This is a genomic window from Vibrio sp. 10N.286.52.C3 (assembly GCF_041468865.1).
Classification (GTDB): domain Bacteria; phylum Pseudomonadota; class Gammaproteobacteria; order Enterobacterales; family Vibrionaceae; genus Vibrio; species Vibrio crassostreae_C.
This window is the reverse complement of the sequence record NZ_JBFRJM010000006.1, coordinates 70,751-95,629: the sequence shown is the minus strand read 5'-3', so window position 1 is coordinate 95,629 and position 24,879 is coordinate 70,751. Positions and strand designations below refer to the sequence as shown.

Sequence of the window (24,879 nt, the reverse complement as noted above, 5' to 3'; positions counted from 1 at the left end):
TTAATTTGTCTAAATTCTTTAAGTAGTGACTCGTTGTGAGACCTACTGAGGTAAAAACTGTGTTCCTATGCTTTTACCTGAAAACAGTTGTGTTAGCTTTTCTGGGTATCGCCAAGTGGCAACTTCGATTGGTCGTCCAAGGTCGTTAGCGGCTTCTAGTGCAGCTTGAACCTTAACGATCATGCCGTCGGTAATCACTTTGCCGGCAATAAGGTCATCGGCTTGCTGTTGATTAAGACTTGGAATGAGGTGGCCTTTGCCATCCAACACACCACTTACATCAGAAAGCAGTACCAGTTCAGCATCAAGTGCGCCCGCAACGGCAACCGCAGCTTGGTCGGCATTGACGTTCATCAGTTGACCTTGCTCAGTAAGACCAATTGAGCTAATGATTGGCAGTGCGCCCGCATTAAGAATCGCTTGCAGAACGGTTGAGTCGCCCGGCTCCGCTTTTCCTACCGCGCCCAGTTCAGGGTTCAGTTCGCTCACTTTGCATAAACCACCGTCTGCTAGGCTTAAACCAACGGCATTGATACCGTCTTTAATTGCCTGACCTTGAAGTAGTTTGTTGGCCGTGCCCGCTAGTGCACCAGCGATCACAGGGATCTGATCATAAGGAGTAACACGTAGCCCTTCTTTCTTAACGGTTTCTAGATTCAACTTATTCATCAAATCATCAACAAGGTAACCGCCACCGTGAACAATCACGATTGGTCGTTGTGCCTGTTGTTGGTAAGCAGAGATAGCACCAAATAACTTGCTAAGTGTTTCACCACAAGATAGCGCTGCGCCACCTAACTTTATGATTAATGGTTGATTATTAAGGCTCATATCTAGATTTCCTTACACTAACGCAGTTAATGGCGCAAAACCATAACGTAAATTTAAACACTGCATCGCTTGGCTAGATGCACCCTTTAATAAGTTATCAATCGCTGAAACAACGATGATGTGTTGACCTTGAACCTTCCAACCTAAGTCGCAGAAAGGTGTCTGTTCTACATCTTGAATTCTTGGCAGTGTCTCTTCGAGTAGTCTCACTGCTGGTTTACCTTGGTAAGCTTGTTCAAAGGCATCTTGTATCTGTTGTTCTGTCACGCCTTCAGCCAGTTTCATGGTGATGGTCGCTAAAATACCGCGCTTAAAGTTGCCGAGGTGTGGAGTGAAAATCACATCACATCCTAAATGTGCAGCCATTTCAGGTTGATGACGGTGATTGAAGACGCCATAAGCTTGCAGGCTTACTTCGCAGAAGCTGTTAACCATCGTCGCCTTGCGGCCTGCACCAGTCACACCGCTAGTCGCGTTAATCACTGGCCATTGGTTTTCATCCAGTAACTTGGCCTCAACCAAAGGTTTAATCGCCAGTTGTGATGCCGTTGGGTAACAACCCGCGACAGCGACAAGCTGAGCTTCTTTAATTTCTTGTTCGTTCCATTCCGCTAAACCGTAAGCCGCTTTGTCTAGCCATTGTTCGTGTTGATGTTCAAAACCGTAAAACTCTTGATAGAAGTTTTCGCCTTTAACTCTGAATGCTCCCGATAGGTCGAAGACTTGGCAATCGTTCTCTAGAAAGATTGGCGCTAGGTCGTGACTAACCTCGTGTGCCGTTGCTAAGAAAATCACATCAGACTGTTTAGCTACTTCTTCCGGATTTGTTAAAGGTTGTACTGGCATATCAATCAAACCAGCTAACTTACCGTGCAGTGCCGCAATAGGTTTACCTGCGTCTACACTATTGGCTGAGACATATAAACCTGATAGCGTGAGCTCAGGGTGTCTGTTTATCATTAGAGCCAGTTCTGCTCCTGTGTAGCCGCTTGCGCCAATGATCGTGGTTTTCAACATCTCAACACATCCATTTTTGAGGTAAGTTACATTTCAAATTTGACTATTCATACTTAATTTTTAGCTTTATTTGATTTCTTATGCATTAAATATGATTTAATATGTGTTTTACCGACTTATGGTTTTCCTGTCAATAGTAGAAGTGAAGTTATTATGCAATTACCGAGTTTTCTTGAGGTCTACAAAGGCCTAATTTCCACAGACTCTATTAGCTCGACCGATCCAAGCTGGGATCATGGCAACGAGAAAGTGATCGAAAAAATGGCTCAATGGTTTAAAGACGTAGGCTTTAGCGTTGAAGTCGTGGAAGTCGAACCCGGCAAGCATAATATGGTCGCTAAGATGGGATCGGGCGAAGGTGGCTTGCTACTCGCAGGACACAGCGACACAGTGCCATTTGATGAAGGACGTTGGAACTTCGACCCTCACGCACTAACAGAACACAACAATCGCTTCTATGGATTAGGCACAGCCGATATGAAAGGCTTTTTCGCTTTCGTTTATGAAGCGGCAAAGAAGATGGATTGGAGCAAACAGACCAAGCCGCTATATGTATTGGCAACCTGTGACGAAGAGACCACCATGCTGGGTGCGCGTCATTTCACTGAAAATGCACCGTTTAAACCGGATTACTGCATTATTGGTGAGCCAACCAGCCTTGTGCCGATTCGTGGCCATAAAGGCCATGTTGCTAACGCTGTGCGAGTAACGGGTAAATCAGGTCACTCTTCTGATCCTGCATTAGGTGTCAACGCCATCGAGATCATGCATGAAGTGTTGTTCGCTTTAATGCAACTGCGTGACAAGCTAGTCAAAGAGTATCACCACCCGGGTTTCGCAATTCCAAGCCCCACTCTAAACCTTGGCCATATTCACGGTGGCGACAGCGCGAACCGTATCTGTGGTTGCTGTGAGCTGCACTACGATGTACGTCCTTTACCGGGTATCAGCTTAGATGGTTTGGATAACATGCTGCGCAGCGCACTCAAAGAAGTAGAAGCAAAATGGCCGGGCAGAATTGAGATTACGCCACTGCACGAACCTATCCCGGGTTACGAGTGCCAACATGACCATCCATTTATCGGTGGCATGGAATCAGTTTGCGAAACTGAATCACAAACCGTGAACTACTGTACAGAAGCACCTTTCCTTCAAGAACTTTGCCCAACCTTAGTGCTGGGTCCAGGCTCAATCGACCAAGCTCACCAACCAGATGAGTTCCTAAGCTTCGATTTTATCGATCCAACGATTGATGTTCTGAGTAAGTCGATCCGCAAATATTGTTTCTAGTTATTACTTTTCTTCCAATATTTTCGTATAAAAGCTACCCGAAAAGGTGGCTTTTATTCTGTTATCCCAGACACAGCCTGATCTTGTAATTAAATTTCACTTTAATTCCGAACTATTGGGAAATTTACTTCTCCCGCATTTCGAAAACTAATAATTGCAAACTTAGAATGCTTTATTTGACTAGATACAGCACTTTTCGCTAGATTGTGTACTTAACAAGGAACAATGGATGTAATTTTTTTACGAGGCAGGATGACAATGAACGAGAAATACGCCGCTCTCAAGAGTAACGTAAGCATGCTGGGACGCTTGCTAGGTAACACAATCCAAGATGCACATGGTGACGTTATCTTAGAGAAAGTGGAGACTATCCGTAAACTTTCCAAATCCGCCCGCGCAGGCAACAAAGCTGACCGTGACAGCCTAGTTGAAGAAATCAAAAACCTGCCGAACGAACAACTCACTCCTGTTGCTCGTGCATTTAACCAATTTCTCAATCTCACCAACATGGCAGAGCAGTACCACACCATCTCTCGCCACTGTGAGGAGCATGTTTGTGAACCAGACGTGCTGCAATCTCTATTTTCCAAATTAAACCAGAATGACATCAGCAAGCTAGACGCGGCTCAAGCCGTTCGCGACCTGAACATTGAACTCGTTCTGACTGCACACCCAACAGAAATCACTCGTCGCACCATGATCAACAAGCTAGTTAAGATCAACGAGTGTCTGTCTAAATTAGAATTAAGCGACCTATCACACAAAGAGCGCGTGAAAACCGAACGCCGCCTAGAGCAACTGATCGCTCAAGGTTGGCACTCAGATGTGATTCGTCAACAACGCCCAACGCCACTTGATGAAGCTAAGTGGGGCTTTGCGGTTGTAGAAAACTCTCTATGGGAAGCCGTTCCTGACTTCCTACGTGAAATGGATGGCCGACTAAAAGGTTATCTTGGTGAAGGCCTGCCGATCGATGCACGCCCAGTACACTTCTCATCTTGGATGGGCGGTGACCGCGATGGCAACCCATTCGTAACGCACACCATCACTAAGGAAGTTCTGCGCCTATCTCGTTGGAAAGCTGCCGATCTTTACTTAGGCGACGTAAACGAGCTGATTACCGAACTGTCGATGACTAAGTGTAATGATGCCGTTCGTGAGCTAGCAGGTGATGAACACGAAGCTTACCGAGCAATCCTAAAGAGCCTACGTACTCTGCTGAACAACACGTTAGAAGTGCTCGATGCAAAACTGCATGATGCTGAAGTACCGAAGAAAGAAACACTACAGAACATCGACCAACTTTGGACACCGCTTTACGCGTGTTACCAATCGCTGCACGAATGTGGCATGGGCGTAATCGCAGACGGTTCTCTACTTGATACCTTGCGCCGCCTAAAAGCATTCGGTGTACACCTAGTGCGTCTCGATGTTCGTCAAGAAAGTACACGTCACTCAGATGTGCTGTCTGAACTGACTCGCTACCTAGGCATTGGCGACTACGACCAGTGGAGCGAGCAAGACAAGATTGCTTTCTTAACCAATGAATTAAGCTCTAAGCGCCCACTACTTCCTCGTGATTGGGAGCCATCTGAACAGGTTAAAGAGGTTTTAGACACCTGTAAGGTCATCGCTGCTCAACCTCGTGAAGCCTTCGGCGCTTACGTGATTTCTATGGCTCGTACTGCATCGGATGTACTGGCTGTTCACTTGCTGCTGCAAGAGTGTGGTTGCCCGTATCGCATGGACGTGTGTCCACTGTTCGAAACGCTAGACGACTTGAACAACTCAGAAGCAGTGATGAAACAGCTAATGAGCATCGACTTGTACCGTGGCTTTATCCAGAATCACCAAATGGTGATGATCGGATACTCTGACTCAGCGAAAGATGCGGGCGTAATGTCTGCAGGTTGGGCTCAATATGATGCAATGGACAAACTGGTTAAGGTTTGTGATGAAGAAGGCATTGAACTGACTCTATTCCACGGTCGTGGCGGTACGGTTGGTCGTGGTGGTGCTCCGGCGCACGCTGCTCTTCTTTCTCAGCCACCTAAGAGCTTGAAAGGCGGTTTACGTGTAACAGAGCAAGGCGAAATGATCCGCTTTAAACTTGGCTTACCAGACGTTGCTGTAAACAGCTTCAACCTTTACGCAAGCGCGATTCTAGAGGCGAACCTTCTGCCGCCACCTGAGCCAAAACAAGAGTGGCGCGACCTAATGGAAGTGCTATCTCAAGTATCTTGTGAGGCTTACCGCAACGTGGTTCGTGGCGAAGAGAAATTCGTACCTTACTTCCGTCAAGCGACACCTGAACTGGAGCTAGGTAAACTGCCTCTTGGCTCTCGCCCTGCGAAACGTAACCCGAACGGCGGCGTAGAAAGCCTACGTGCGATTCCATGGATCTTCTCTTGGAGCCAAAACCGTTTGGTACTGCCTGCATGGTTAGGCGCTGGTGAAGCGATTCAGTACTCTGTAGATCAAGGCCATCAAGCCCTGCTCGAAGAGATGTGTCGCGAGTGGCCGTTCTTCTCTACCCGTCTCGGTATGTTGGAAATGGTGTACTCGAAGTGCAACATGGAAATCGCTAAGTACTACGACCAACGCCTTGTTGACGAAGAGCTATTACCATTAGGTGAGTTACTGCGTGAACAGCTGCAAAAAGACATCAAAGCCGTGCTAAATGTTGAGAACAACGAGAACCTAATGCAGAGCGACCCTTGGGGACTTGAGTCAATCCGCCTACGTAACATCTACGTTGAGCCACTAAACATGCTTCAAGCTGAACTGCTTTACCGTACTCGTAAGTGTGAAACACCACCAGCAGAGCTTGAAGAAGCGCTAATGGTGACGATTGCAGGCATTGCAGCAGGTATGCGAAATACTGGTTAATTAGTGATTCCTACTATAACCTGATCAGAATTTACATCTTCAAAAAGAACAAAAGGTCGCCATGTGCGGCCTTTTTATTTCGCCAGATAACCACTAGTAAGTATTTTGTCAGTTTTTTGGGTTATTTTGTCCATGTATTCTACTTTATGCTTATTATTTAGATATACTACTGCTCCGCTGCGGAAGCACTCCAAAAAAATAATCTGCAGCAACTTGACCAATAAACTGGTCAACCTAGGTGATAAACGGCTTTGTAAGGTGACATAACCAACCGATGAGTTGGTGCTACTTAGACATAACCAATATAACGTGCCATTAGAAGCACACTTGTTGTTTAAGTATTTGTTTACTGTTTACCATTTGGATTTCAGACATGTCATTACCACACGTAATTCTAACCGTTTTAAGTACACGCGATGCTACTGGTTACGATATCACAAAAGAATTCTCCGCAAGCATTGGTTACTTCTGGAAAGCTAGCCATCAACAAGTTTACCGCGAGCTAAATAAAATGGCTCAGAACGACCAGGTAACTTGCGTGCTTGAGCCTCAAGAAGGCAAACCTGATCGTAAAGTTTACTCTATCACTGATGCTGGCCGTGGCGCGCTAGGTGAATGGTTTGAACAACCAACTGCACACCCAACCGTTCGTGACGAGTTCTCAGCTAAGCTAATGGCTTGTGCTGTACAACCTTCTGACGCTTACCGTGTACAACTTGCTGAGCTAGTAGAAGAGTCTCGCAAACTGGTTTCTCACTACCGTGAAATCGAAGCGGCTTACTACGCAACGCCATCAACTCTAGACAAGCAAGCACGCCTTGAGCGTCTTACTCTTCGTCGTAACCTACTTATCCGTGAAGCATGGATTGTATGGGCTGAAGAAGTACTGCTTGAACTTGGTGCTCTTGCTTAAGTTAAGCTAGAAGCTAGAAGCTAGAAGCTAGAAGCTAGAAAAGCAAAAGGCTTGAACTCTTAGAGTCCAAGCCTTTTTTGTATCTATAGGATTTGAAATGTTACTGCCAGAGGCTTTTTACAAGTGCTTAGGCTTTACTTCTTAGACTTTGCTTAAAGCGCAGCGACTTGTGGACGAACACCTAGCGTATGGCAAAGTGCGTAAGTCATTTCTGCACGATTTAGCGTGTAGAAGTGGAAATCTTTCACACCTTCACGGCTCAGCGTACGAACCATATCAATCGCTTGGCTAGCACCTACTAACTGACGAGTGGTTGGATCATCATCCAAACCTTCGAACTGCTTCGCCATCCAGCCAGGTACTTTTACGTTGTTCATCGCTGCAAAGCGAGACGCTTGCTTGAAGTTAGAAACCGGTAAGATGCCCGGTACAATCTCAACATCCACACCAGCCGCAACACAACGGTCACGGAAACGTAGGTAGCTTTCTACATCAAAGAAGAACTGAGTGATTGCACGGTTAGCACCCGCATCTACTTTACGCTTTAGGTTAATAAGATCAGATTGAGCGCTTTTTGCTTCAGGGTGAACCTCAGGGAATGCCGCTACTGAGATATCAAAATCGTGGCGAGATTTAAGTAGCTCGACTAGATCAGATGCGTACATCTCTGGCGCACCGCCGCCTGCTGGGATGTCACCACGCAACGCAACAATGCTTTCAATACCATTTGCCCAGTAGTCGTCGGCAATTTGAATCAACTCTTCGCGGCTCGCATCAATACATGTCAGGTGTGGTGCTGCCACTAGACCCGTTTGGTTCTTAATTTCTTTAATGATTGAGTGGGTACGGTCACGTTCACCCGAGTTTGCACCGTAAGTTACCGATACAAATTTTGGTTGAAGTGTTTTAAGACGGTGAACAGAGTTCCACAAGGTCTCTTCCATCTTCTCACTGCTTGGTGGAAAAAACTCAAATGACACATTGATGTTGTCAGAAAGTTCAGCGATATTCTGATTTAAAGCGTCGATATGACTAGCGTGTGTGTATCCCATCTTACTCTCCCTGTGGCAAAAGCAACCACTAAAACTCAAATCCTTAAACGACGTTTAGACGTCTATATGTCTGTAGAATGTATTGAATACGATTTAATGTCAACAGATCCATTATGAATTTTTCTCAAGTAGATCGTGAGTAAAACTCAAGTCGTTAGATGGGTCGCAAAGCAGAAATAATGTAGAAAAAAGGCTGACAAACACATCGTGCTTTCAGCCTTATTTATCTTAGTGAATAGTATGCCATTTACGTACTAAAACAATTGATCTGAGTTTCAAACCAACCGATATGAGTATCAGAACAGACTAGACATTCTGTTTAGATCAGATTGAATTGCACCTGCCGTTACTTCACGACCGGCACCTGGGCCACGAATAACCAACGGATTATCTTTGTACCATTTGCTCTCAATCGCAAAGATGTTATCGCAAGGCAGCAAGTTCGCTAGAGCGTGTTCTTTAGATAGGGCTTCAACACCTACGGTTGCCTTACCATTCTTCTCTAAACGCGCTACGTAACGCAGAACCTTCTGTTGAGAGTGCGCTTTCTCTAAGCGCTCCGCCAACTCTTCGCTTAGCACAGAAGCCTTATCAAAGAAGTCATCTACCGACAGGTCTTGCAACTCTTCAGGTACCAGTGATTCCACTTTTACGTTTTCAGGTTCGATATCCAAACCAGATTCACGCGCCAGAATCACCAGCTTACGCATCACGTCTGAGCCATCTAGGTCAGCACGAGGGTCAGGTTCAGTAAGGCCTTGTTGCCATGCTAAGTCAACCAACTCGCTGAACGGCACGGTGCCATCAAACTGTTGGAACAACCAAGACAACGTGCCCGAGAAAATGCCAGACAACGCAATGATGTCATCGCCACTTTCACGTAGGTCACGTACCGTGTGGTTAATCGGCAATCCAGCACCCACTGTCGCGTTGTACAACCAATGACGGCTGATCTTAGCGAAAGCATCTTGTACTTGATGGTAATACTCGCTCGATGCAGAACCTGCCACCTTGTTCGCCGAGATTAGGTGAATACCTTGTTGTGCGATTTGCAGATACTTTGCTGCAAGCACTGGGCTCGCAGTCACATCCAGAACCACTGCTTCGTCATAACCTTGAATAGAGCCCAAACGCTCTAACCAGTCGTTACCATTGTTAGCAATAGCTTCGTCGTCAAAGCGCTTACCTACCGAAGTCGCATCAATGCCTTGATCGTCGAACCAATAGGTTTGGCTATCAACCACGGCAACCAATTCAAAGTTCATTCCACGGCGCTTTTCAAGTTCCGCTTTTTGCTCAGCAAACAGGCTTAACCAGCTTGAACCAATATTGCCCTTACCACACAAGGCAATCGCAACACGCTTCTGCGCTTGGAACAGTTGAGAATGAATGCCTTTCACTAGACTTGATGTTTCACTCTTACGAATCACAGCCACCAAGCTTAAGCCTGAGTTCGCTTCTGAGATGAACTCAACCGGCGAGCTCTTAAGCTGCTGGTAGAAACCGTAGCAATGGTTAGGGTTCTTAGTCACACCCGCACCCACTGCAGCAATCAGAGAGAAACCTTCTTTTAGCTTAATCTCAGCTTCAATCGCATGGTCTTGGAGATATTCTAATGCACCACCAGCGATCTCTTCTGTGTAGGCAAGACGCAAACAGTGTTGATCCGGTTCAAGCTCATAAGCAAGCGGCTCAAGTTGAGCACGCTTAAGCCCTTCAAGCACTTCACTCTCTAGACGGTCGAAATCATGGCCGTGACCAAAGGTCAGTTGCACGATAAGCACTTCATCCAAAGAGGTAATGATTTTTGCGCCACGACCCGATGCCAGTACACGCTCGATCTGTGTAGAGCCCGCCTCCGGCTGATAGCTGCAGCGTAAGCTGAGATCCATAGCACTTTGAGCCACAGGCTGTAGCGTTCGGCTGTGAAGCACTGGAGCGGCAAGACGAGCCAATTCGCTGGCTTCATCAAGGCGAAGTAGAGGCAATAGACACGCATCTGAAACCAGACGAGGGTCAGCGCTGTAAACGCCTGCCACATCACTCCAAATCGTCACGCGTTCAACTTCAGCCAAAGCACCAATCACGGTTGCTGAGTAATCCGAACCGTTACGGCCAAGCAATACCGTTTCACCCTCGCAGTTCTGAGCCATAAAGCCCGTAATCACCACGCGGCAATGTGCATGCTGCGCCAAGGCTTCTTTGATCATAGGGTAAGAACGTGCGCGGTCGACTTCAGGCTGAGCGCCCACTTCTGCACGTAAAAAAGCACGTGCATCTTGAGCAACGGCTTGTAAATCATGCTGGCACAACAAAGCCGCGAGTAGACGTGAAGACCAAACCTCACCGTGTCCAAGCACTTTTGCTTTTTGTGCTTCGCTCAAGGGAGCCGTTAGCTCACCCAAAGCGGTAAATTCTTGTTGAATGGTTGCAGTAAGTTGTGCGGCTGATTCACCCTCAAGCAGTGCTTCAATCAGATCGAGTTGGAACTGACGAAGTGCTTGTAGGCATTCATGGGCAATACGACCATCTTTGTCGAGCGCTTCAACAAATTCAATCAAACGGTTGGTTGTTTTGCCTGCTGCCGATACCACCACCAAATCAGATGCTGATGAGTATTCTCTAAGAATGTTGACCACGCGTTGGTAACATTCAGGATTCGCTAAACTGCTGCCACCAAATTTATGTAGCTGGCGAAAGGTTGCCATTATTAACCCTCCCCTTCAGCGATAAAGCGCTGTGTTCTTTCAAACGCTTGCTTGAGGTCATCGATTAGGTCTTCTGCATCTTCAAGGCCAACAGATAGACGCAGTAGTTGCTGAGAAACACCCGCTTCTGCTAAGGCTTCTTCACCCATCGCGCGGTGAGTCATCGACGCAGGGTGACAAATCAGGCTTTCAACACCGCCCAATGATTCTGCCAAAGAAAACAGCTCTAACTTATCAACAAAGTATTTAAGCGCCTCGAATGAGCCCGCAAACTCAAAACTGAGCATGGAACCAAAGCCCGATTGCTGTTTCTTCGCGATATCATGACCCGGATGTTCAGGAAGGCTTGGGTGGTAAATAGTGCCAACAAGATCTTGTTGCTGCAGAGACGCTAGAATTTCACGTGAGCTTTCTTCGTGAACTCGCATACGCGCACCTAGCGTACGAATACCACGTAAAGTCATGTAGCTATCAAATGGTGTGCCGGTCGCACCAATACAGTTGCCCCACCATGCTAACTCTTCAGCGTGTTCTTCTGTCTTAGTGACCACAACGCCACCAATAACATCTGAGTGTCCATTGATGTACTTAGTGGTTGAGTGGATAACAAAATCAGCACCCAGCTCTAAAGGCTTTTGGAACACAGGTGTCAAAAACGTGTTGTCGACAGCAACCAGAGCACCAACCTCTTTCGCTTTACGGCAAGTTTCTGCAATATCAACCACGCGAACCAGTGGATTCGATGGGGTTTCAATTAAGATCAACTTTGGCTTAAGCGCGAGCGCCGCATCCAGCGCTGCTTGATCCGATTGATCAACGAACAGAACTTTGAAGTCACCTTTTAGCGAGCGAGTGTTAAACAGACGGTAAGTACCGCCGTAGCAATCGTGCGGTGCAATAATAAGATCATCGCCGCCTAAGAAAGCCGAAACCCATAAGTTAAGCGCCGAAGTACCACAGTTAGTCACAACCGCGCCTTTGCCTGATTCAAGCTCAAACAGTGCCGTCTCTAATAAACCGCGGTTTGGGTTACCAGAACGGGTGTAATCGTACTTTGGCACTTCACCAAAAGCGGGAAACCCATAGTTAGTCGAAAGATAAATGGGTGGGACAACGGCATGGTGTTGCGTGTCTGACTCGATACCAGTACGTACTGCGATTGTTGCTGGCTTCCGGCTGCTCATAGGTGCTTCCTTACAAGTTTTGCGTCTGAGAATCACAGCGGCTTGTCGGCATTTTGCGGCTGTGTTAGATATATGTTATTCACTTTACTTTCATAAACGTGAGACGTCAACACTTCTAGACGTCTATATGTCTTTGCTTATGGCAGTAAATCCCGCTAAAATCACCACTATTAATTTATTCTAACAACTAAAGTGATGAAGGTACGCAATGGCCGACTGGAATGGTGAATACATAAGCCCATATGCTGAGCATGGAAAGAAAAGCGAACAAGTAAAGAAAATTACAGTTTCTATCCCTCTAAAAGTGTTAAAGGTTCTTACTGACGAGCGTACTCGCCGCCAGATTAATAACCTACGCCATGCAACAAACAGTGAGCTACTGTGCGAAGCCTTTCTACATGCGTACACAGGCCAACCACTACCAACGGATGAAGACCTTCGTAAAGACCGCCCAGACGATATTCCTGCTGAAGTGAAAAAGCTGATGACAGAGATGGGTATCGAGTTCGAAGCGTTTGACGAAGAATAAAAACAACTCAGTCACTGCCTTCATTATTGATTCGCTCTAGCTGAACCTTATTTATCACATCGCGCATAGCTTTTTATGATTGCGCTGTGAATGATAGACATAAAAAAACCGACTCCAGATGAGTCGGTTTTTTATTATTCTTTTTGGCTCAATAGAGCAACAGCTATTAAGCCATATAGTTAGCAGGCATCTCGATACGAGCTACGCCAGATTCAACAGCCGCTTCCGCAACTGCTCGTGCTACGCGAGGAAGTAGACGTGGGTCCATTGGCTTAGGAATGATGTACCCCTTACCGAACTCCAGTGCAGTCTCGCCCGCAGCTGCTAGTACTTCAGCTGGAACTTCTTCTTTCGCCAGTTCACGAATCGCTTTAACCGCCGCTAGCTTCATTTCGTCATTAATTTCGCTCGCACGCACGTCTAGTGCACCACGGAAAATGAATGGGAAACAAAGTACGTTGTTTACTTGGTTAGGGTAATCACTGCGGCCTGTACCCATGATTAGGTCAGAACGAACTTCGTGTGCAAGCTCAGGCTTGATCTCTGGATCTGGGTTTGAACATGCAAACACAACAGGCTTATCAGCCATCAGCGTTAGTGCTTCAGCAGGCAGTAGATTCGGCCCCGATACACCCAAGAACAGGTCAGCGCCTTCGATAACATCTTCAAGCGTACGCTTATCAGTGTTATTTGCGAACAGCTCTTTGTATTCGTTGAGGTCATCACGACGAGTGTGGATCACACCTTTACGGTCAAGCATGTAGATTTTTTCACGCTGAGCGCCACACTTAATCAGTAGCTCCATACAAGCAACCGCTGCTGCGCCAGCACCTAAACAAACGATCTTACACTCTTCAAGTTTCTTACCTTGAAGCTCGATCGCATTCAGCATACCCGCTGCCGTTACAATCGCTGTACCATGTTGGTCATCGTGGAATACCGGAACATCACAACGTTCAATCAGGCGGCGTTCAATCTCAAAACAGTCTGGTGCTTTGATGTCTTCCAGGTTAATACCGCCGAATGTATCTGCGATATTCGCAACTGTATCAACGAACTCATCGATTGTGCGGTGTTTTACTTCAATATCGATAGAATCTAAACCAGCAAAACGCTTAAACAGGAGCGCTTTGCCTTCCATAACAGGTTTAGAAGCAATAGGGCCAAGGTTACCTAGGCCAAGAATCGCTGTACCGTTAGAGATAACTGCAACCATGTTGCCTTTACCTGTGTACTTATAAACGTTATCAACGTTCTGTGCGATCTCGCGAACAGGCTCAGCCACGCCTGGGCTGTATGCAAGTGCTAGGTCTTCTGCAGAGTTTGCAGGCTTCGTCAGTTCTACGGCAATTTTGCCTGGAATTGGGAACTCATGGTAATCAAGAGCTTGCTGACGGAATTGTTCTTGAGGTGATAATTCTTGAGAGGATTGAGCTTGGCTGCTGTCTTCAGACATAGGTGTAGGTTCCTAGGATATTATTATTTGGGGGATCTTGTTCATGTTAATGGATGTACTTCAAAGTTCCTAGGTGGTTGAAGCCTCTGTCTCATTAAAAAACGAGATTTCACTACTAATAAGACCAGTGAGCAGTTGAAATTACTATCGCTTGTTGAAGTTTCGTGCTGAATTTTGGTGAAGAGAGATACGCAAGGAATTGCCCTGAAATAGAATAGAGAGGCAACTTATCGTTGGGTGAGAGTGATGCTTGAATAGAAGTCAGTGCTTTCTCAAATTACAGGCAACAAAAAAGGACACCGAAGTGTCCTTTTTCATGTCTAAATAGCGAGAATTACTTCTTGCTAGAAAGAGCACCGAAACGCTTGTTGAAGCGATCAACACGGCCGCCAGTATCTACGATACGTTGCTTACCAGTGTAGAACGGGTGACATTTGTCACATACGTCTAGGTGGATTGATTCTTTTGCTAGCGTTGAGTTGAACTCAAATGTGTTGCCGCAAGAACAAGTTGCAGTAACTGCTTTGTATTCTGGGTGGATTCCAGCTTTCATGGGATAACCTCAAGTAGGCCGTGTCGCTATACGATTCTAAGCCGCACACCACACGTAGTTTAAAAAAGAAATAAAGACACCGCATCGACACAAAAGAGTGATGAAGCCATACCTTTAAGGCGCAGTATAGTAATGAATCTATAAAGCAGGATCAACCGATTTGATACATTTTTCACCAATTCTCTCTTTATTTCCTTTATCGGCCTGAGATTTCGGGCTGTCGTTGTCGGTATACGCTAACTCGCCACCTTCATCCAAACTGCTTCTCGAATTTAACCGCCTTATCCTTTAGACTGTTCGCTCTCGTCAACTCAGATAAAGCCGTCCCTTTATGCGTCCAATGATTGCCCGCGTGGCACTGCCTGTTCCACTCGACAAGCAGTTCGATTACAAGATTCCAAACCACCTATTTCCGATTATTGGTGGACGAGTCTCTGTGCCTTTTGGACGACAAACCTTAACCGGCATTGTCACGGCTCTGGTTAACGAATCTGAATTCGAGCTAGACAAGCTCAAACCAATAAAAGCGCTATTGGATAACCAACCTGTTTGGCCGGAATCTGTCTATTCACTATTAATGTGGTGCAGTCAGTTTTATCAGTACCCTCTTGGCGAAACCTTTGCTAACGCCCTTCCGAGCGCTCTAAGAAAAGGCAAAGCCGCCGACTTCGCGACGCTGGTTGAGTGGCAGTTAACGCCATCAGGCAAAGACCAACTGATGCAAGGTTTTGGTCGCGCGGTCAAGCAAGCCAAAGTGATGCACATGCTTGAACACGGCCCGGTTCCTCATCAAGAGTTCATTGATGAAGAAGTTGGCAGCGCCGTACTCAAAACGCTAGAAGAGAAAGGCTGGATTGAATCGGTAGAGAAAAAGCCGAAGCGCCAACCTTGGCCAGTTGAACTTGAGAATGACCAAGACAAACCTAAGCTCAATGCCGAACAAGCCATCGCGATTGCGACCGTAAATAGCCAAACCGACTTTGGTTGTTTCCTGTTAGAGGGCGTTACTGGCTCAGGTAAGACCGAGGTTTACCTGAATATGATTAAGCCGATTCTCGATCAAGGTAAACAAGCGTTAGTGCTCGTGCCCGAGATTGGTCTCACTCCTCAAACGATTAACCGCTTTAAGCGACGCTTTAATGTGCCTGTTGAGGTTATCCACTCAGGTTTAAACGATTCAGAACGCCTGAATGCGTGGTTATCGGCGCGCGATAAAATAGCAGGCATCGTGATTGGTACCCGTTCAGCTCTGTTCACGCCATTTGCTGACCTAGGCATTATCATTGTCGATGAAGAGCACGACGCGTCTTATAAACAACAAGATAGCCTGCGCTACCACGCTCGCGATGTGGCGATCATGCGTGCTCATAAAGCGCAGATTCCAGTAGTGTTAGGCTCGGCGACTCCGGCCTTTGAAACACTGCACAACGCTCAGATCGGCAAATACAGTTATCTCACCCTGACTTCACGTGCGGGTGTCGCACTGCCGACCACCAATAAGGTGTTGGATGTTAAAGGTGAATATCTAGAAAGTGGCCTGTCTGCGTCGTTAATTGCAGAGATGCAAAGACACCTCAAAGCAGGCAACCAAGTGATGCTGTTCCTCAATCGCCGAGGGTTTTCTCCCGCATTGATGTGTCACGATTGTGGTTGGACAGCCGAGTGTAAACGTTGTGATGCTTACTATACTTATCATCAATACAGTAATGAGATGCGCTGCCACCACTGTGGTTCTCAGCAGCATATCGTGCACAACTGCCAAGGTTGTGGGTCTGCGAACTTGGTGACAGTAGGTGTCGGTACCGAGCAGTTAGAAGCTCAGCTTGGCCAACTATTCCCTGAATACAAAACCATTCGTATTGACCGCGACAGCACCCGCCGTAAAGGCAGTTTAGAAAGCGCACTCGAGTCGATTCGTAAGGGTGAATTCCAAATTCTTATCGGCACACAGATGCTCGCTAAGGGTCACCATTTCCCTGATGTGACACTTGTGGCGTTATTAGATGTGGATGGCTCTTTATATAGCAGTGACTTCCGAGCGTCTGAACGTCTTGCCCAGCTATTCATCCAAGTAGCGGGACGCGCAGGTCGTGCTAGCAAGCCCGGTGAGGTGATCTTACAGACTCACCATCCAGAACATGGGTTGCTGCAAGCCTTGCTGCACAAAGACTATAACCACTTTGCTCAGACGGCACTGGCAGAGCGTAAGCAGGCAATGTTACCGCCTTATACCTTTATGACGCTGTTTAGAGCAGAAGCCAATGACACTCGCTTGGTGGAAGAGTTCTTGCGTCAGGTTCGTCACACATTGGAATCACATCCACTGTTTGACCAATATTGCATGGTGTTAGGGCCAACCCCGGCTCCGTTAGCAAAACGAGCGGGCAAATCACGCTGGCAGTTAATCTTACAAACTCAGACGCGCTCGTTAATGCAGAAACTATTAATGAGTGCCAAGCCGGCCATCAATATGTTACCTGCTGCGAAAAAAGTTCGCTGGTCACTCGATATTGAGCCGCAAGATTTGAGCTAAACCCACTTGGGTTAAAACTAATGATAAGTTTGTTCACAAATATTTCATATTTCTCGTGAGCAACTTCACACTAGTCATGTGATTTTTGTTAATCTAGCCGTAACTTTACACGGATTAAACGAATAAAATATTGCAATAAAAAAAGTGTTAGCAACACTTTCATAATATCTATTCGATTACATTTATTATTCACGCCTTAGATACTTAGGCGACAAAGGAACTTAAAAGAGGGTTTAATTTATGGCGACAATGAAGGATGTTGCCCAGCTAGCAGGCGTATCAACAGCCACGGTATCACGTGCATTGATGAACCCTGAGAAAGTCTCAGTTTCAACTCGCAAACGAGTGGAAACAGCAGTACTTGAAGCTGGATACTCACCCAATACATTAGCTAGAAATTTACGTCGCAACGAATCAAAAACCATCATCACTATTGTTCCTGATATCTGTGACCCTTATTTCGCCGAGATCATTCGTGGTATCGAAGATGCCGCAGTAGAAAATGATTACCTTGTTCTGCTAGGTGATAGCGGCCAGCAAAAGAAGCGCGAGTCTTCGTTTGTTAACTTAGTTTTCACCAAACAAGCTGACGGTATGCTGCTGCTTGGTACTGACCATCCGTTTGATGTCAGCAAACCTGAACAAAAGAATTTACCGCCGATGGTGATGGCGTGTGAGTTTGCCCCTGAGCTTGAACTGCCTACGGTACACATCGATAACCTGACCTCTGCCTTTGAAGCGGTTAACTACCTAGCTCAGTTAGGTCATAAACGCATCGCTCAAATCTCAGGCCCAGTATCTGCAACGCTGTGTAAGTTCCGTCAACAAGGCTACCAACAAGCACTGCGCCGCGCTGGAGTCTCTATGAATCCAGCTTACAGTACGGTCGGTGACTTCACCTTTGAAGCGGGTGCTCAAGCGGTTCGTCAATTACTGGCACTTCCTGAACAACCTACAGCTATCTTCTGTCACAACGATGCGATGGCGATTGGTGCGATTCAAGAAACGAAGAAGCTGGGCTTGCGCGTTCCTCAAGACCTATCGATTGTCGGCTTCGATGACATCCAATTCGCTCAATACTGCGATCCACCGCTAACCACCATTTCTCAGCCTCGTTATGAGATTGGACGCCAAGCGATGTTGATGATGCTTGATCTATTAAAAGGCAACGATGTGCAAGCAGGTTCGCGTCTGCTTGAAGCTAAATTAGTGGTTCGAGGCAGTACAGCGCCACCTCGAATATAACCCTTAGAAATACCCTTATAAATCTGCGGCACATTTTGATGTGCCGCTTCCATTTCTGCACTATTATCCTCGCGCAATCTGGATTACCATGAGGGCAGAATCAGCAACTATTGAATTGTCTTGTGGCTAATAGAGATTATGTAAAGCGCGGTCGTGGCACGAAAAAACCGACCAAAAAACAAGCCCCTCGCCGTAAACCTTGGCGCAGTGGTCTTTTGGCGATCCTCCTTGCCGGTGGTTTTGGTTACGGACTTTACCTATTGAGTAATGATCCTGAGCCGCCTGCACCAACGCCTGTGGCAACCAAACCAAAACCTAAGCCAAAACCAGCGAAAGTGATTCCGCCGCCTCCTGAAGAGAAGTGGGACTACGTTGAAACGCTGCCAAGCCGCGAGATTGAAGTAAAAGCCAAAGAGCAACAGATCTCTAAGATCCCTTACATCATGCAGTGTGGCGCTTACAAAACCTCGTCGCAGGCAGAAGCACGTAAGTTGGATATTGCCTTCCAAGGTATCTCAAGTGAGATCCGCAAGAAAGATGGCAGTAGCTGGTACCGTGTGGTTTTAGGGCCATACAAGTTGAAGCGTGACGCAGAACGCGATCGCCATAAGCTGCAACGAGCGAAAATTGAACCTTGCGCTATTTGGAAAGACGGGTCTTAATCAACTCAATATATAATAGGGGGAAGAGGATTCCCCCTATTGCTGTTTGAAAGCGTTCAATAGTTCATCGCACAAGCAATACCAGTATGTTAATCAAAAGAGTGCGTTTTAACGAAACTGAGGTACTTGTTCGTAGTACTCAAGCCCAAAGTCAGTCAGGTAGACCTGCTCCTTATTTATCTCGATGTAACCAAAAAAATCCAAGTGCGCTAAAACGTTAGGAAATGGACGTTTAAGAAAAACGTTAACCGAGTTTTTTAGATGTTCTGTTGAACACTCGCCCGCCTCCTGATACATCAGATGATGCAGTATAGACAGCTCATCCAGATCCATATCTCTATTAAAAAAACTGATATTGTCACTATTCATCACACTACTCCTTATGCAGTGAATACCACTGATTAGTGAACATCATTCCTTATAAATCAAACAAAAAGTGTTAACCATTTCACGTTAGAAATTTGTTTTATCTTTTTTTATATTTATCACAAACTATTAACCCACCAACCCTTGCCACACATAGGCTCAACAGGTAATGGATATTTGAAATAACTGGTAACATTTAGTTTTTTTGATATGACATACCATTAAAAGTGGCACTTGAATTCATGATAGTGGAGCCACATATAAGTAGTAACCATAAATAATAATCAAAAGAGGTCGACTCGTGACTACCATTGTATCTGTACGTCGTAATAATAAAGTCGTCATCGCGGGTGATGGACAAGTATCTCTGGGCAATACAGTAATGAAGGGCAACGCCCGTAAAGTACGTCGCCTATACAACAACAAAGTACTGGCTGGTTTTGCTGGCGGTACGGCTGATGCTTTCACGCTATTCGAAAAATTTGAAAGCAAGCTGCAAATGCACCAAGGCCACCTGACCAAAGCTGCCGTTGAGCTAGCGAAGGATTGGCGTAGCGACCGTGCTCTACGTAAGTTAGAAGCGCTGTTAGCAGTAGCGGATGAGACCGCTTCACTGATCATCACAGGTAACGGTGACGTAGTTCAACCTGAGAACGACCTGATTGCGATCGGTTCGGGCGGTAACTTTGCTCAAGCAGCCGCTACTGCACTGTTAGAAAATACTGATTTAGATGCGCGTGAAATCGCAGAAAAGTCGCTGAACATTGCAGGCGACATCTGTGTCTTCACCAACCATCACCACACTATTGAAGAACTAGAAAGCACCGTTGAGCTGCCAAAGCCAGAGTAACGACCGCTTCCATCAATAACGTTGTATTCAACAGTGATTAAAGAATTAAGGAAAAACCATGTCTGAGATGACTCCTCGCGAAATTGTTCACGAACTCAATCGCCACATTATCGGCCAAGACAACGCTAAGCGTTCAGTGGCTATCGCTCTGCGTAACCGCTGGCGTCGTATGCAGCTTGAAGAAAGCCTGCGTGTTGAAGTATCACCAAAGAACATCCTAATGATTGGCCCAACGGGTGTCGGTAAAACTGAGATTGCTCGCCGTCTAGCGAAACTAGCAAACGCGCCTTTCATCAAGGTAGAAGCGACTAAGTTCACCGAAGTTGGCTACGTTGGTAAAGAAGTAGAGACCATCATCCGTGATCTAACGGACGTTGCAATCAAGATGACACACCAACAAGCGATGGAAAAAGTACAGTACCGCGCTGAAGAACAAGCTGAAGAACGCATTCTTGATGCCCTTCTGCCACCAGCACGTGATGCTTGGGGTCAGAACGAGCAATCAACTGAAGACACCACTTCTTCAAACACTCGTCAGATTTTCCGCAAGAAACTACGTGAAGGTAAGCTAGACGACAAAGAGATTGAAGTTGATGTAGCCGCACCGCAAATGGGCGTTGAAATCATGTCACCTCCAGGCATGGAAGAGATGACAAACCAGCTGCAAGGCATGTTCCAAAACCTAGCGGGCGACACCAAGAAAAAGCGTAAGATGAAAATCAAAGACGCATTCAAAGCACTGACGGAAGAAGAAGCTGCGAAGCTTGTGAACCAAGAAGAGCTGAAAGAGAACGCGATCTTCAACGCTGAAAACAACGGCATCGTATTCATCGATGAGATCGACAAAATCTGTAAGCGTGGCGACAGCTCAGGCCCAGACGTATCTCGCGAAGGTGTTCAGCGTGACCTACTGCCTCTTATCGAAGGCAGCACAGTATCAACAAAGCACGGCATGGTTAAAACTGACCACATCTTGTTTATCACATCAGGCGCATTCCAAGTGGCTAAGCCATCTGACCTGATCCCTGAGCTACAAGGTCGTCTACCAATCCGCGTAGAACTTGAAGCACTATCAGCACATGACTTCAAACGCATCCTAACTGAGCCAAAAGCATCTCTAACAGAGCAATACATTGCCCTAATGAAAACAGAAGATGTCAACATTGAGTTCACTGAAGATGGCATCAACCAGATTGCGGACGCAGCATGGCGCGTAAACGAAACCACTGAGAACATCGGTGCGCGTCGTCTACACACAGTGATGGAGCGTCTAATGGATGAGATTTCATTCGAAGCAACAGACAAAGCTGGCAGCAAGCTAGTGATTGATGAAGCTTACGTAACATCGAAACTTGGCGAATTCGTTGAAGACGAAGACCTAAGCCGCTTCATCCTGTAGCACACGAAACTCTAACTTATTGCTCTATCTCAAAGAAATAGCAGCTAATAAGCGAATTCAAGGCCCACTTTCGAGTGGGCTTTTTATTACCCGAAAAATGGGCGTATACTCAAATCACAGTATGAAACGAAGACTTACAAAGAATTAGACCTACGATGAAACAATCTCTACTGATCTGGCTTGATGCCGCACGACCAAAAACTCTGCCTCTCGCACTTGTCTCTATTCTTACAGGAAGTAGTTTAGCGTTCGCCGGTGGTCAGTTTTCTTTATCGATAGCCCTACTGGCATTTTTAACCGCCACCCTATTACAGATTTTATCGAACCTAGCCAATGACTATGGCGACGCCGTAAAAGGCACAGACAACGAAAATCGTCTGGGGCCAACACGTGCCATGCAATCTGGCGCGGTAACAGCGAAAACCATGAAGCAAGCGATCATCCTCAACATCGTGTTTACTATGGTCGCTGGGCTGATTCTTATTTTTCATGCCTTAACCTCGATTGAAAGTATCTTATCTTTCATTGCGTTAGGCATATTAGCCATTGTTGCTGCCATCGCTTATACCGTCGGTAATAAGCCTTATGGCTATATTGGCCTTGGCGACTTATCGGTATTTATCTTCTTCGGTTTATTAGGGGTTTCAGGGACTTACTTCTTGCACACTGGCCATGTTGAACCAAGCCTATTCCTTCCGGCATTGGGCTGTGGCTTGATGGCGGTTGCGGTACTCAATATCAACAACATGCGTGATATCGAAAACGACAGCGAATGTGGTAAGCGCACCATGGCGGTTCGCCTAGGACAACGCAAAGCCAAACACTATCATTTTGCTCTGCTTGGCCTCGCCCTTGCGTCTTTCGCTATCTACCTGCTTATTCAAGAAAAACCTGTCTGGATCAGCCTGCCGTTTTTGCTGAGCATTATTATTGTTTACAAGCATGGCAAAGCCGTTTGGGAAACCGAAAAGCCAGCGCAAATTGCACCAATGATGCCCGTGATTGTGAAATGCTCACTGGTCACTAACCTATTGTTTGCAGGGGTTGTCGTAGCTCAAACTCTATTGAGTTAAATGAGACTAATCATTGCAAAGGGATCAAGCGCCGATATACTCAAAGTAAGCTCATTGTTCAAAAGGTATACTAATGGAATACAACACTTCAGCACTGTGCGACATATATTTGGATCAAGTTGATGTCGTGGAGCCAATGTTCAGCAACTTCGGTGGACGTGCATCCTTCGCAGGACAGATCACGACATTAAAGTGTTTTGAAGACAACGCTTTGATTCGCTCTGTACTAGAGCAAGACGGTCTGGGGCGTGTGTTGTTAATCGATGGGGGCGGCTCACTACGTAAAGCGCTGATCGATGCTGAGATAGCCCTACTTGCCGAAGACAATGAGTGGGAAGGGATTGTGGTTTACGGGTGCGTTCGTGAAGTCGATGAGCTTGAAGACATGAACCTAGGTATCCAAGCCTTGGCTTCTATCCCTGTTGGTGCGAGCCAAGAAGGTGTCGGTGAATTAGACGTTCCAGTGAACTTTGGCAGCGTGACCTTCTTACCTGAAGATTACCTCTACGCAGACAACACTGGCATCATTCTTTCTGCCGAACCTCTAGATGTAGAACTCGATTTGGATGTCGAGGAAGAAGACGTCGAGTAACTCTCACTCAGCTTCAAATAATAAAACAAATCATAAGAACACAAACAAAAACGCCCGCTACTGAGTAGCGGGCGTTTTTTTAAATCTGAAGAGTCGATTACTCTACTTCATCCATTTTACCAAGAAGGTTACGGATGCGATCTTGCCATGCTGAATGCTCTTCCTGCATTTGCTGAGTTTTTTGCTCTAGCTCGTGACGGCTTGCTTTAAGCTCACCAGCTTCTGTTGCTAGTGCTTGTTTCTCTTCTTTAAGCTCTTCCACTTCCATTTGAAGAAGTGCAATTGTATCTACTGCTGTTTGAATTTTTGCTTCTAGCTGCTCTAGTACTTCAAAAGACATTCTGGCCTACCTTTAAGTTATCCGTTTGATGGTGAAGGTTCACTCCACTTATTTCCCCATTCTACTCAGCAGAGCAAGGATAAACACTCAATATATTCGATATTTTGCGCCATTCGATGAAAAAAACAGCACTTTTTACCGAATATTGACGTGAACGATTACCGCCACAACGGCAAACCGATTATTTTGATGAATAATAACTGTTTTCCACTGCGAATTGATCGAGAGCAATCTCCAAAAAACAAAAAGGCAAACGTTTCCTTTTGGATATGGTAAAATTCGCCGCGAAATTTCTATTCCCCCTTTGAAAATTTTGGAGTCCGCATGAAACGCGATTTAGCAATGTCATTCTCTCGTGTCACAGAAGGTGCAGCACTAGCTGGTTACAAGTGGCTTGGCCGTGGCGATAAAAACGCTGCAGATGGTGCTGCTGTAGAAGTAATGCGTAGCCTATTAAACAAAACCGAAATTAGCGGTGAGATTGTTATCGGCGAAGGTGAAATCGATGATGCACCTATGCTATACATCGGCGAAAACGTAGGTGTGGGCGGCGACGCTGTCGACATCGCAGTTGACCCAATTGAAGGGACACGCATGACAGCAATGGGCCAATCAAATGCATTGGCTGTATTGGCTGCGGGCGAAAAAGGCAGCTTCCTTAAAGCGCCTGATATGTACATGGAAAAGTTGGTTGTTGGCCCTGGCGCTAAAGGCGTGATTGACCTAGAACTGCCACTAACAGAAAACCTAGAAAACATCGCTAAAGCACTAGGTAAAACACTTGATACTCTAGTCGTAACCACGCTTGCTAAGCCTCGTCATGATCAAGTCATCGCCGACATGCAAGCAATGGGCGTTCGTGTATTTGCTGTGCCAGACGGTGATGTTGCGGCTTCTATCTTAACCTGTATGCCAGACAGTGAAGTAGACGTCATGTACTGCATCGGCGGCGCACCTGAAGGTGTGGTCTCGGCGGCGGTAATTCGCGCACTCGACGGCGACATGCACGGTCGTCTTCTACCTCGCCACGAAGTGAAAGGCGACACAGAAGAGAACCGCAAGCACGGTGAACTTGAACTTGAGCGCTGCGCAGAAATGGGCGTAACGGCGGGTATCGTATTGAAGATGGAAGACATGGCACGCAGCGACAACGTTGTATTCTCAGCAACAGGCATCACTAAGGGTGACTTGCTAGAAGGTATTTCTCGTCAAGGTAATATCGCAACCACAGAAACCCTGCTTATCCGTGGCCGCTGCCGTACAATTCGCCGCATCAAATCTATCCACTACCTAGAGCGTAAAGATCCAGAAGTAGTAGGTCATATCCTGTAAGCCTAAATTCGGTGAAACAGAATATTCCAAGGCTGATACCTAGTATCAGCCTTTTGTTTTATTAG

The 24,879-nt window shown here is 46.3% G+C and carries 21 protein-coding genes; 12 read left to right on the top strand and 9 right to left on the bottom strand.

The window, feature by feature from the left end; translation table 11 throughout:
• Nucleotides 1-42: 42 nt before the first annotated feature.
• A complete protein-coding gene (gene argB, locus AB4138_RS03220) occupies nucleotides 43-831 on the bottom strand; it encodes an acetylglutamate kinase (protein ID WP_017063686.1) in 789 nt (262 codons plus the stop codon).
• 12 nt (nucleotides 832-843) lie between these two features.
• On the bottom strand, nucleotides 844-1,848 hold the full coding sequence (argC, locus tag AB4138_RS03215; protein ID WP_017063685.1) for an N-acetyl-gamma-glutamyl-phosphate reductase: 1,005 nt from the start codon (nucleotides 1,846-1,848) through the stop codon (nucleotides 844-846).
• A gap of 153 nt (nucleotides 1,849-2,001) precedes the next feature.
• On the opposite strand from argC, the gene argE reads away from it, so the two are divergent.
• The 3 genes from argE to AB4138_RS03200 all read left to right on the top strand — a co-directional run bounded on the left by argE (nucleotide 2,002) and on the right by AB4138_RS03200 (nucleotide 6,940).
• Entirely contained in the window at nucleotides 2,002-3,138 is a 1,137-nt protein-coding gene (argE, locus tag AB4138_RS03210; RefSeq protein WP_009848891.1) for an acetylornithine deacetylase, read from the top strand.
• 252 nt (nucleotides 3,139-3,390) lie between these two features.
• Nucleotides 3,391-6,027, top strand: a complete 2,637-nt coding sequence (gene ppc / locus AB4138_RS03205; RefSeq protein WP_017063683.1) for a phosphoenolpyruvate carboxylase — start codon at nucleotides 3,391-3,393, stop codon at nucleotides 6,025-6,027.
• 373 nt (nucleotides 6,028-6,400) lie between these two features.
• Nucleotides 6,401-6,940, top strand: coding sequence for a PadR family transcriptional regulator (locus AB4138_RS03200; RefSeq protein ID WP_017061141.1), 540 nt, complete (start codon nucleotides 6,401-6,403; stop codon nucleotides 6,938-6,940).
• Between the two features lie 152 nt (nucleotides 6,941-7,092).
• Here the strand turns inward: AB4138_RS03200 and metF are convergent, their stop codons facing one another.
• The 3 genes from metF to AB4138_RS03185 form a co-directional block, all read right to left on the bottom strand.
• Nucleotides 7,093-7,992, bottom strand: a complete 900-nt coding sequence (gene metF, locus AB4138_RS03195; protein ID WP_004729683.1) for a methylenetetrahydrofolate reductase — start codon at nucleotides 7,990-7,992, stop codon at nucleotides 7,093-7,095.
• A 296-nt stretch (nucleotides 7,993-8,288) separates the two neighbouring features.
• Nucleotides 8,289-10,700 carry a bifunctional aspartate kinase/homoserine dehydrogenase II gene (locus tag AB4138_RS03190; protein ID WP_372304962.1) on the bottom strand — a complete coding sequence of 804 codons (2,412 nt, stop codon included), beginning with the start codon at nucleotides 10,698-10,700 and terminating at the stop codon, nucleotides 8,289-8,291.
• Nucleotides 10,701-10,702: 2 nt separating this feature from the next.
• Complete coding sequence (locus tag AB4138_RS03185; RefSeq protein ID WP_017063681.1) at nucleotides 10,703-11,884, bottom strand: O-succinylhomoserine (thiol)-lyase; 1,182 nt, start codon at nucleotides 11,882-11,884, stop codon at nucleotides 10,703-10,705.
• A 208-nt stretch (nucleotides 11,885-12,092) separates the two neighbouring features.
• Between AB4138_RS03185 and metJ the strand changes: the two genes are divergently transcribed.
• Nucleotides 12,093-12,413, top strand: a complete 321-nt coding sequence (metJ, locus tag AB4138_RS03180) for a met regulon transcriptional regulator MetJ (RefSeq protein ID WP_004415993.1) — start codon at nucleotides 12,093-12,095, stop codon at nucleotides 12,411-12,413.
• 166 nt (nucleotides 12,414-12,579) lie between these two features.
• On the opposite strand, the gene AB4138_RS03175 is transcribed toward metJ, so the two are convergent.
• Nucleotides 12,580-13,869: a malic enzyme-like NAD(P)-binding protein gene (locus AB4138_RS03175; protein ID WP_017061144.1), complete on the bottom strand. Its 1,290-nt coding sequence runs from the start codon at nucleotides 13,867-13,869 to the stop codon at nucleotides 12,580-12,582.
• Nucleotides 13,870-14,203: 334 nt separating this feature from the next.
• On the bottom strand, nucleotides 14,204-14,422 hold the full coding sequence (gene rpmE, locus AB4138_RS03170; RefSeq protein WP_004737142.1) for a 50S ribosomal protein L31: 219 nt from the start codon (nucleotides 14,420-14,422) through the stop codon (nucleotides 14,204-14,206).
• Between the two features lie 331 nt (nucleotides 14,423-14,753).
• Between rpmE and priA the strand changes: the two genes are divergently transcribed.
• The 3 genes from priA (at nucleotide 14,754) to AB4138_RS03155 (ending at nucleotide 18,862) form a co-directional block, all read left to right on the top strand.
• Nucleotides 14,754-16,955, top strand: coding sequence for a primosomal protein N' (gene priA / locus AB4138_RS03165; protein ID WP_102429021.1), 2,202 nt, complete (start codon nucleotides 14,754-14,756; stop codon nucleotides 16,953-16,955).
• A gap of 240 nt (nucleotides 16,956-17,195) precedes the next feature.
• Nucleotides 17,196-18,200, top strand: a complete 1,005-nt coding sequence (gene cytR / locus AB4138_RS03160; protein ID WP_017061147.1) for a DNA-binding transcriptional regulator CytR — start codon at nucleotides 17,196-17,198, stop codon at nucleotides 18,198-18,200.
• 122 nt (nucleotides 18,201-18,322) lie between these two features.
• The gene (locus AB4138_RS03155) at nucleotides 18,323-18,862 is read left to right on the top strand and encodes an SPOR domain-containing protein (RefSeq protein WP_017061148.1); all 540 of its coding nucleotides are present in this window, start codon (nucleotides 18,323-18,325) and stop codon (nucleotides 18,860-18,862) included.
• 108 nt (nucleotides 18,863-18,970) lie between these two features.
• Here AB4138_RS03155 and AB4138_RS03150 read toward each other — a convergent pair whose 3' ends face one another.
• Entirely contained in the window at nucleotides 18,971-19,231 is a 261-nt protein-coding gene (locus tag AB4138_RS03150) for a hypothetical protein (RefSeq protein ID WP_017061149.1), read from the bottom strand.
• A 298-nt stretch (nucleotides 19,232-19,529) separates the two neighbouring features.
• Here AB4138_RS03150 and hslV point away from each other — a divergent pair, with 298 nt between their 5' ends.
• The 4 genes from hslV to rraA all read left to right on the top strand — a co-directional run bounded on the left by hslV (nucleotide 19,530) and on the right by rraA (nucleotide 23,142).
• A complete protein-coding gene (gene hslV, locus AB4138_RS03145) occupies nucleotides 19,530-20,078 on the top strand; it encodes an ATP-dependent protease subunit HslV (RefSeq protein ID WP_004729692.1) in 549 nt (182 codons plus the stop codon).
• A 58-nt stretch (nucleotides 20,079-20,136) separates the two neighbouring features.
• Nucleotides 20,137-21,477, top strand: coding sequence for an HslU--HslV peptidase ATPase subunit (gene hslU, locus AB4138_RS03140; protein WP_017061150.1), 1,341 nt, complete (start codon nucleotides 20,137-20,139; stop codon nucleotides 21,475-21,477).
• Nucleotides 21,478-21,632: 155 nt separating this feature from the next.
• Nucleotides 21,633-22,550, top strand: a complete 918-nt coding sequence (locus tag AB4138_RS03135; RefSeq protein ID WP_017061151.1) for a 1,4-dihydroxy-2-naphthoate polyprenyltransferase — start codon at nucleotides 21,633-21,635, stop codon at nucleotides 22,548-22,550.
• Nucleotides 22,551-22,623: 73 nt separating this feature from the next.
• Nucleotides 22,624-23,142 carry a ribonuclease E activity regulator RraA gene (gene rraA / locus AB4138_RS03130; protein ID WP_017061152.1) on the top strand — a complete coding sequence of 173 codons (519 nt, stop codon included), beginning with the start codon at nucleotides 22,624-22,626 and terminating at the stop codon, nucleotides 23,140-23,142.
• A gap of 97 nt (nucleotides 23,143-23,239) precedes the next feature.
• Here the strand turns inward: rraA and zapB are convergent, their stop codons facing one another.
• A complete protein-coding gene (zapB, locus tag AB4138_RS03125) occupies nucleotides 23,240-23,482 on the bottom strand; it encodes a cell division protein ZapB (RefSeq protein ID WP_008219652.1) in 243 nt (80 codons plus the stop codon).
• A 324-nt stretch (nucleotides 23,483-23,806) separates the two neighbouring features.
• Between zapB and glpX the strand changes: the two genes are divergently transcribed.
• Nucleotides 23,807-24,814: a class II fructose-bisphosphatase gene (gene glpX, locus AB4138_RS03120; protein ID WP_017061153.1), complete on the top strand. Its 1,008-nt coding sequence runs from the start codon at nucleotides 23,807-23,809 to the stop codon at nucleotides 24,812-24,814.
• The last annotated feature ends 65 nt before the right edge of the window (nucleotides 24,815-24,879 follow it).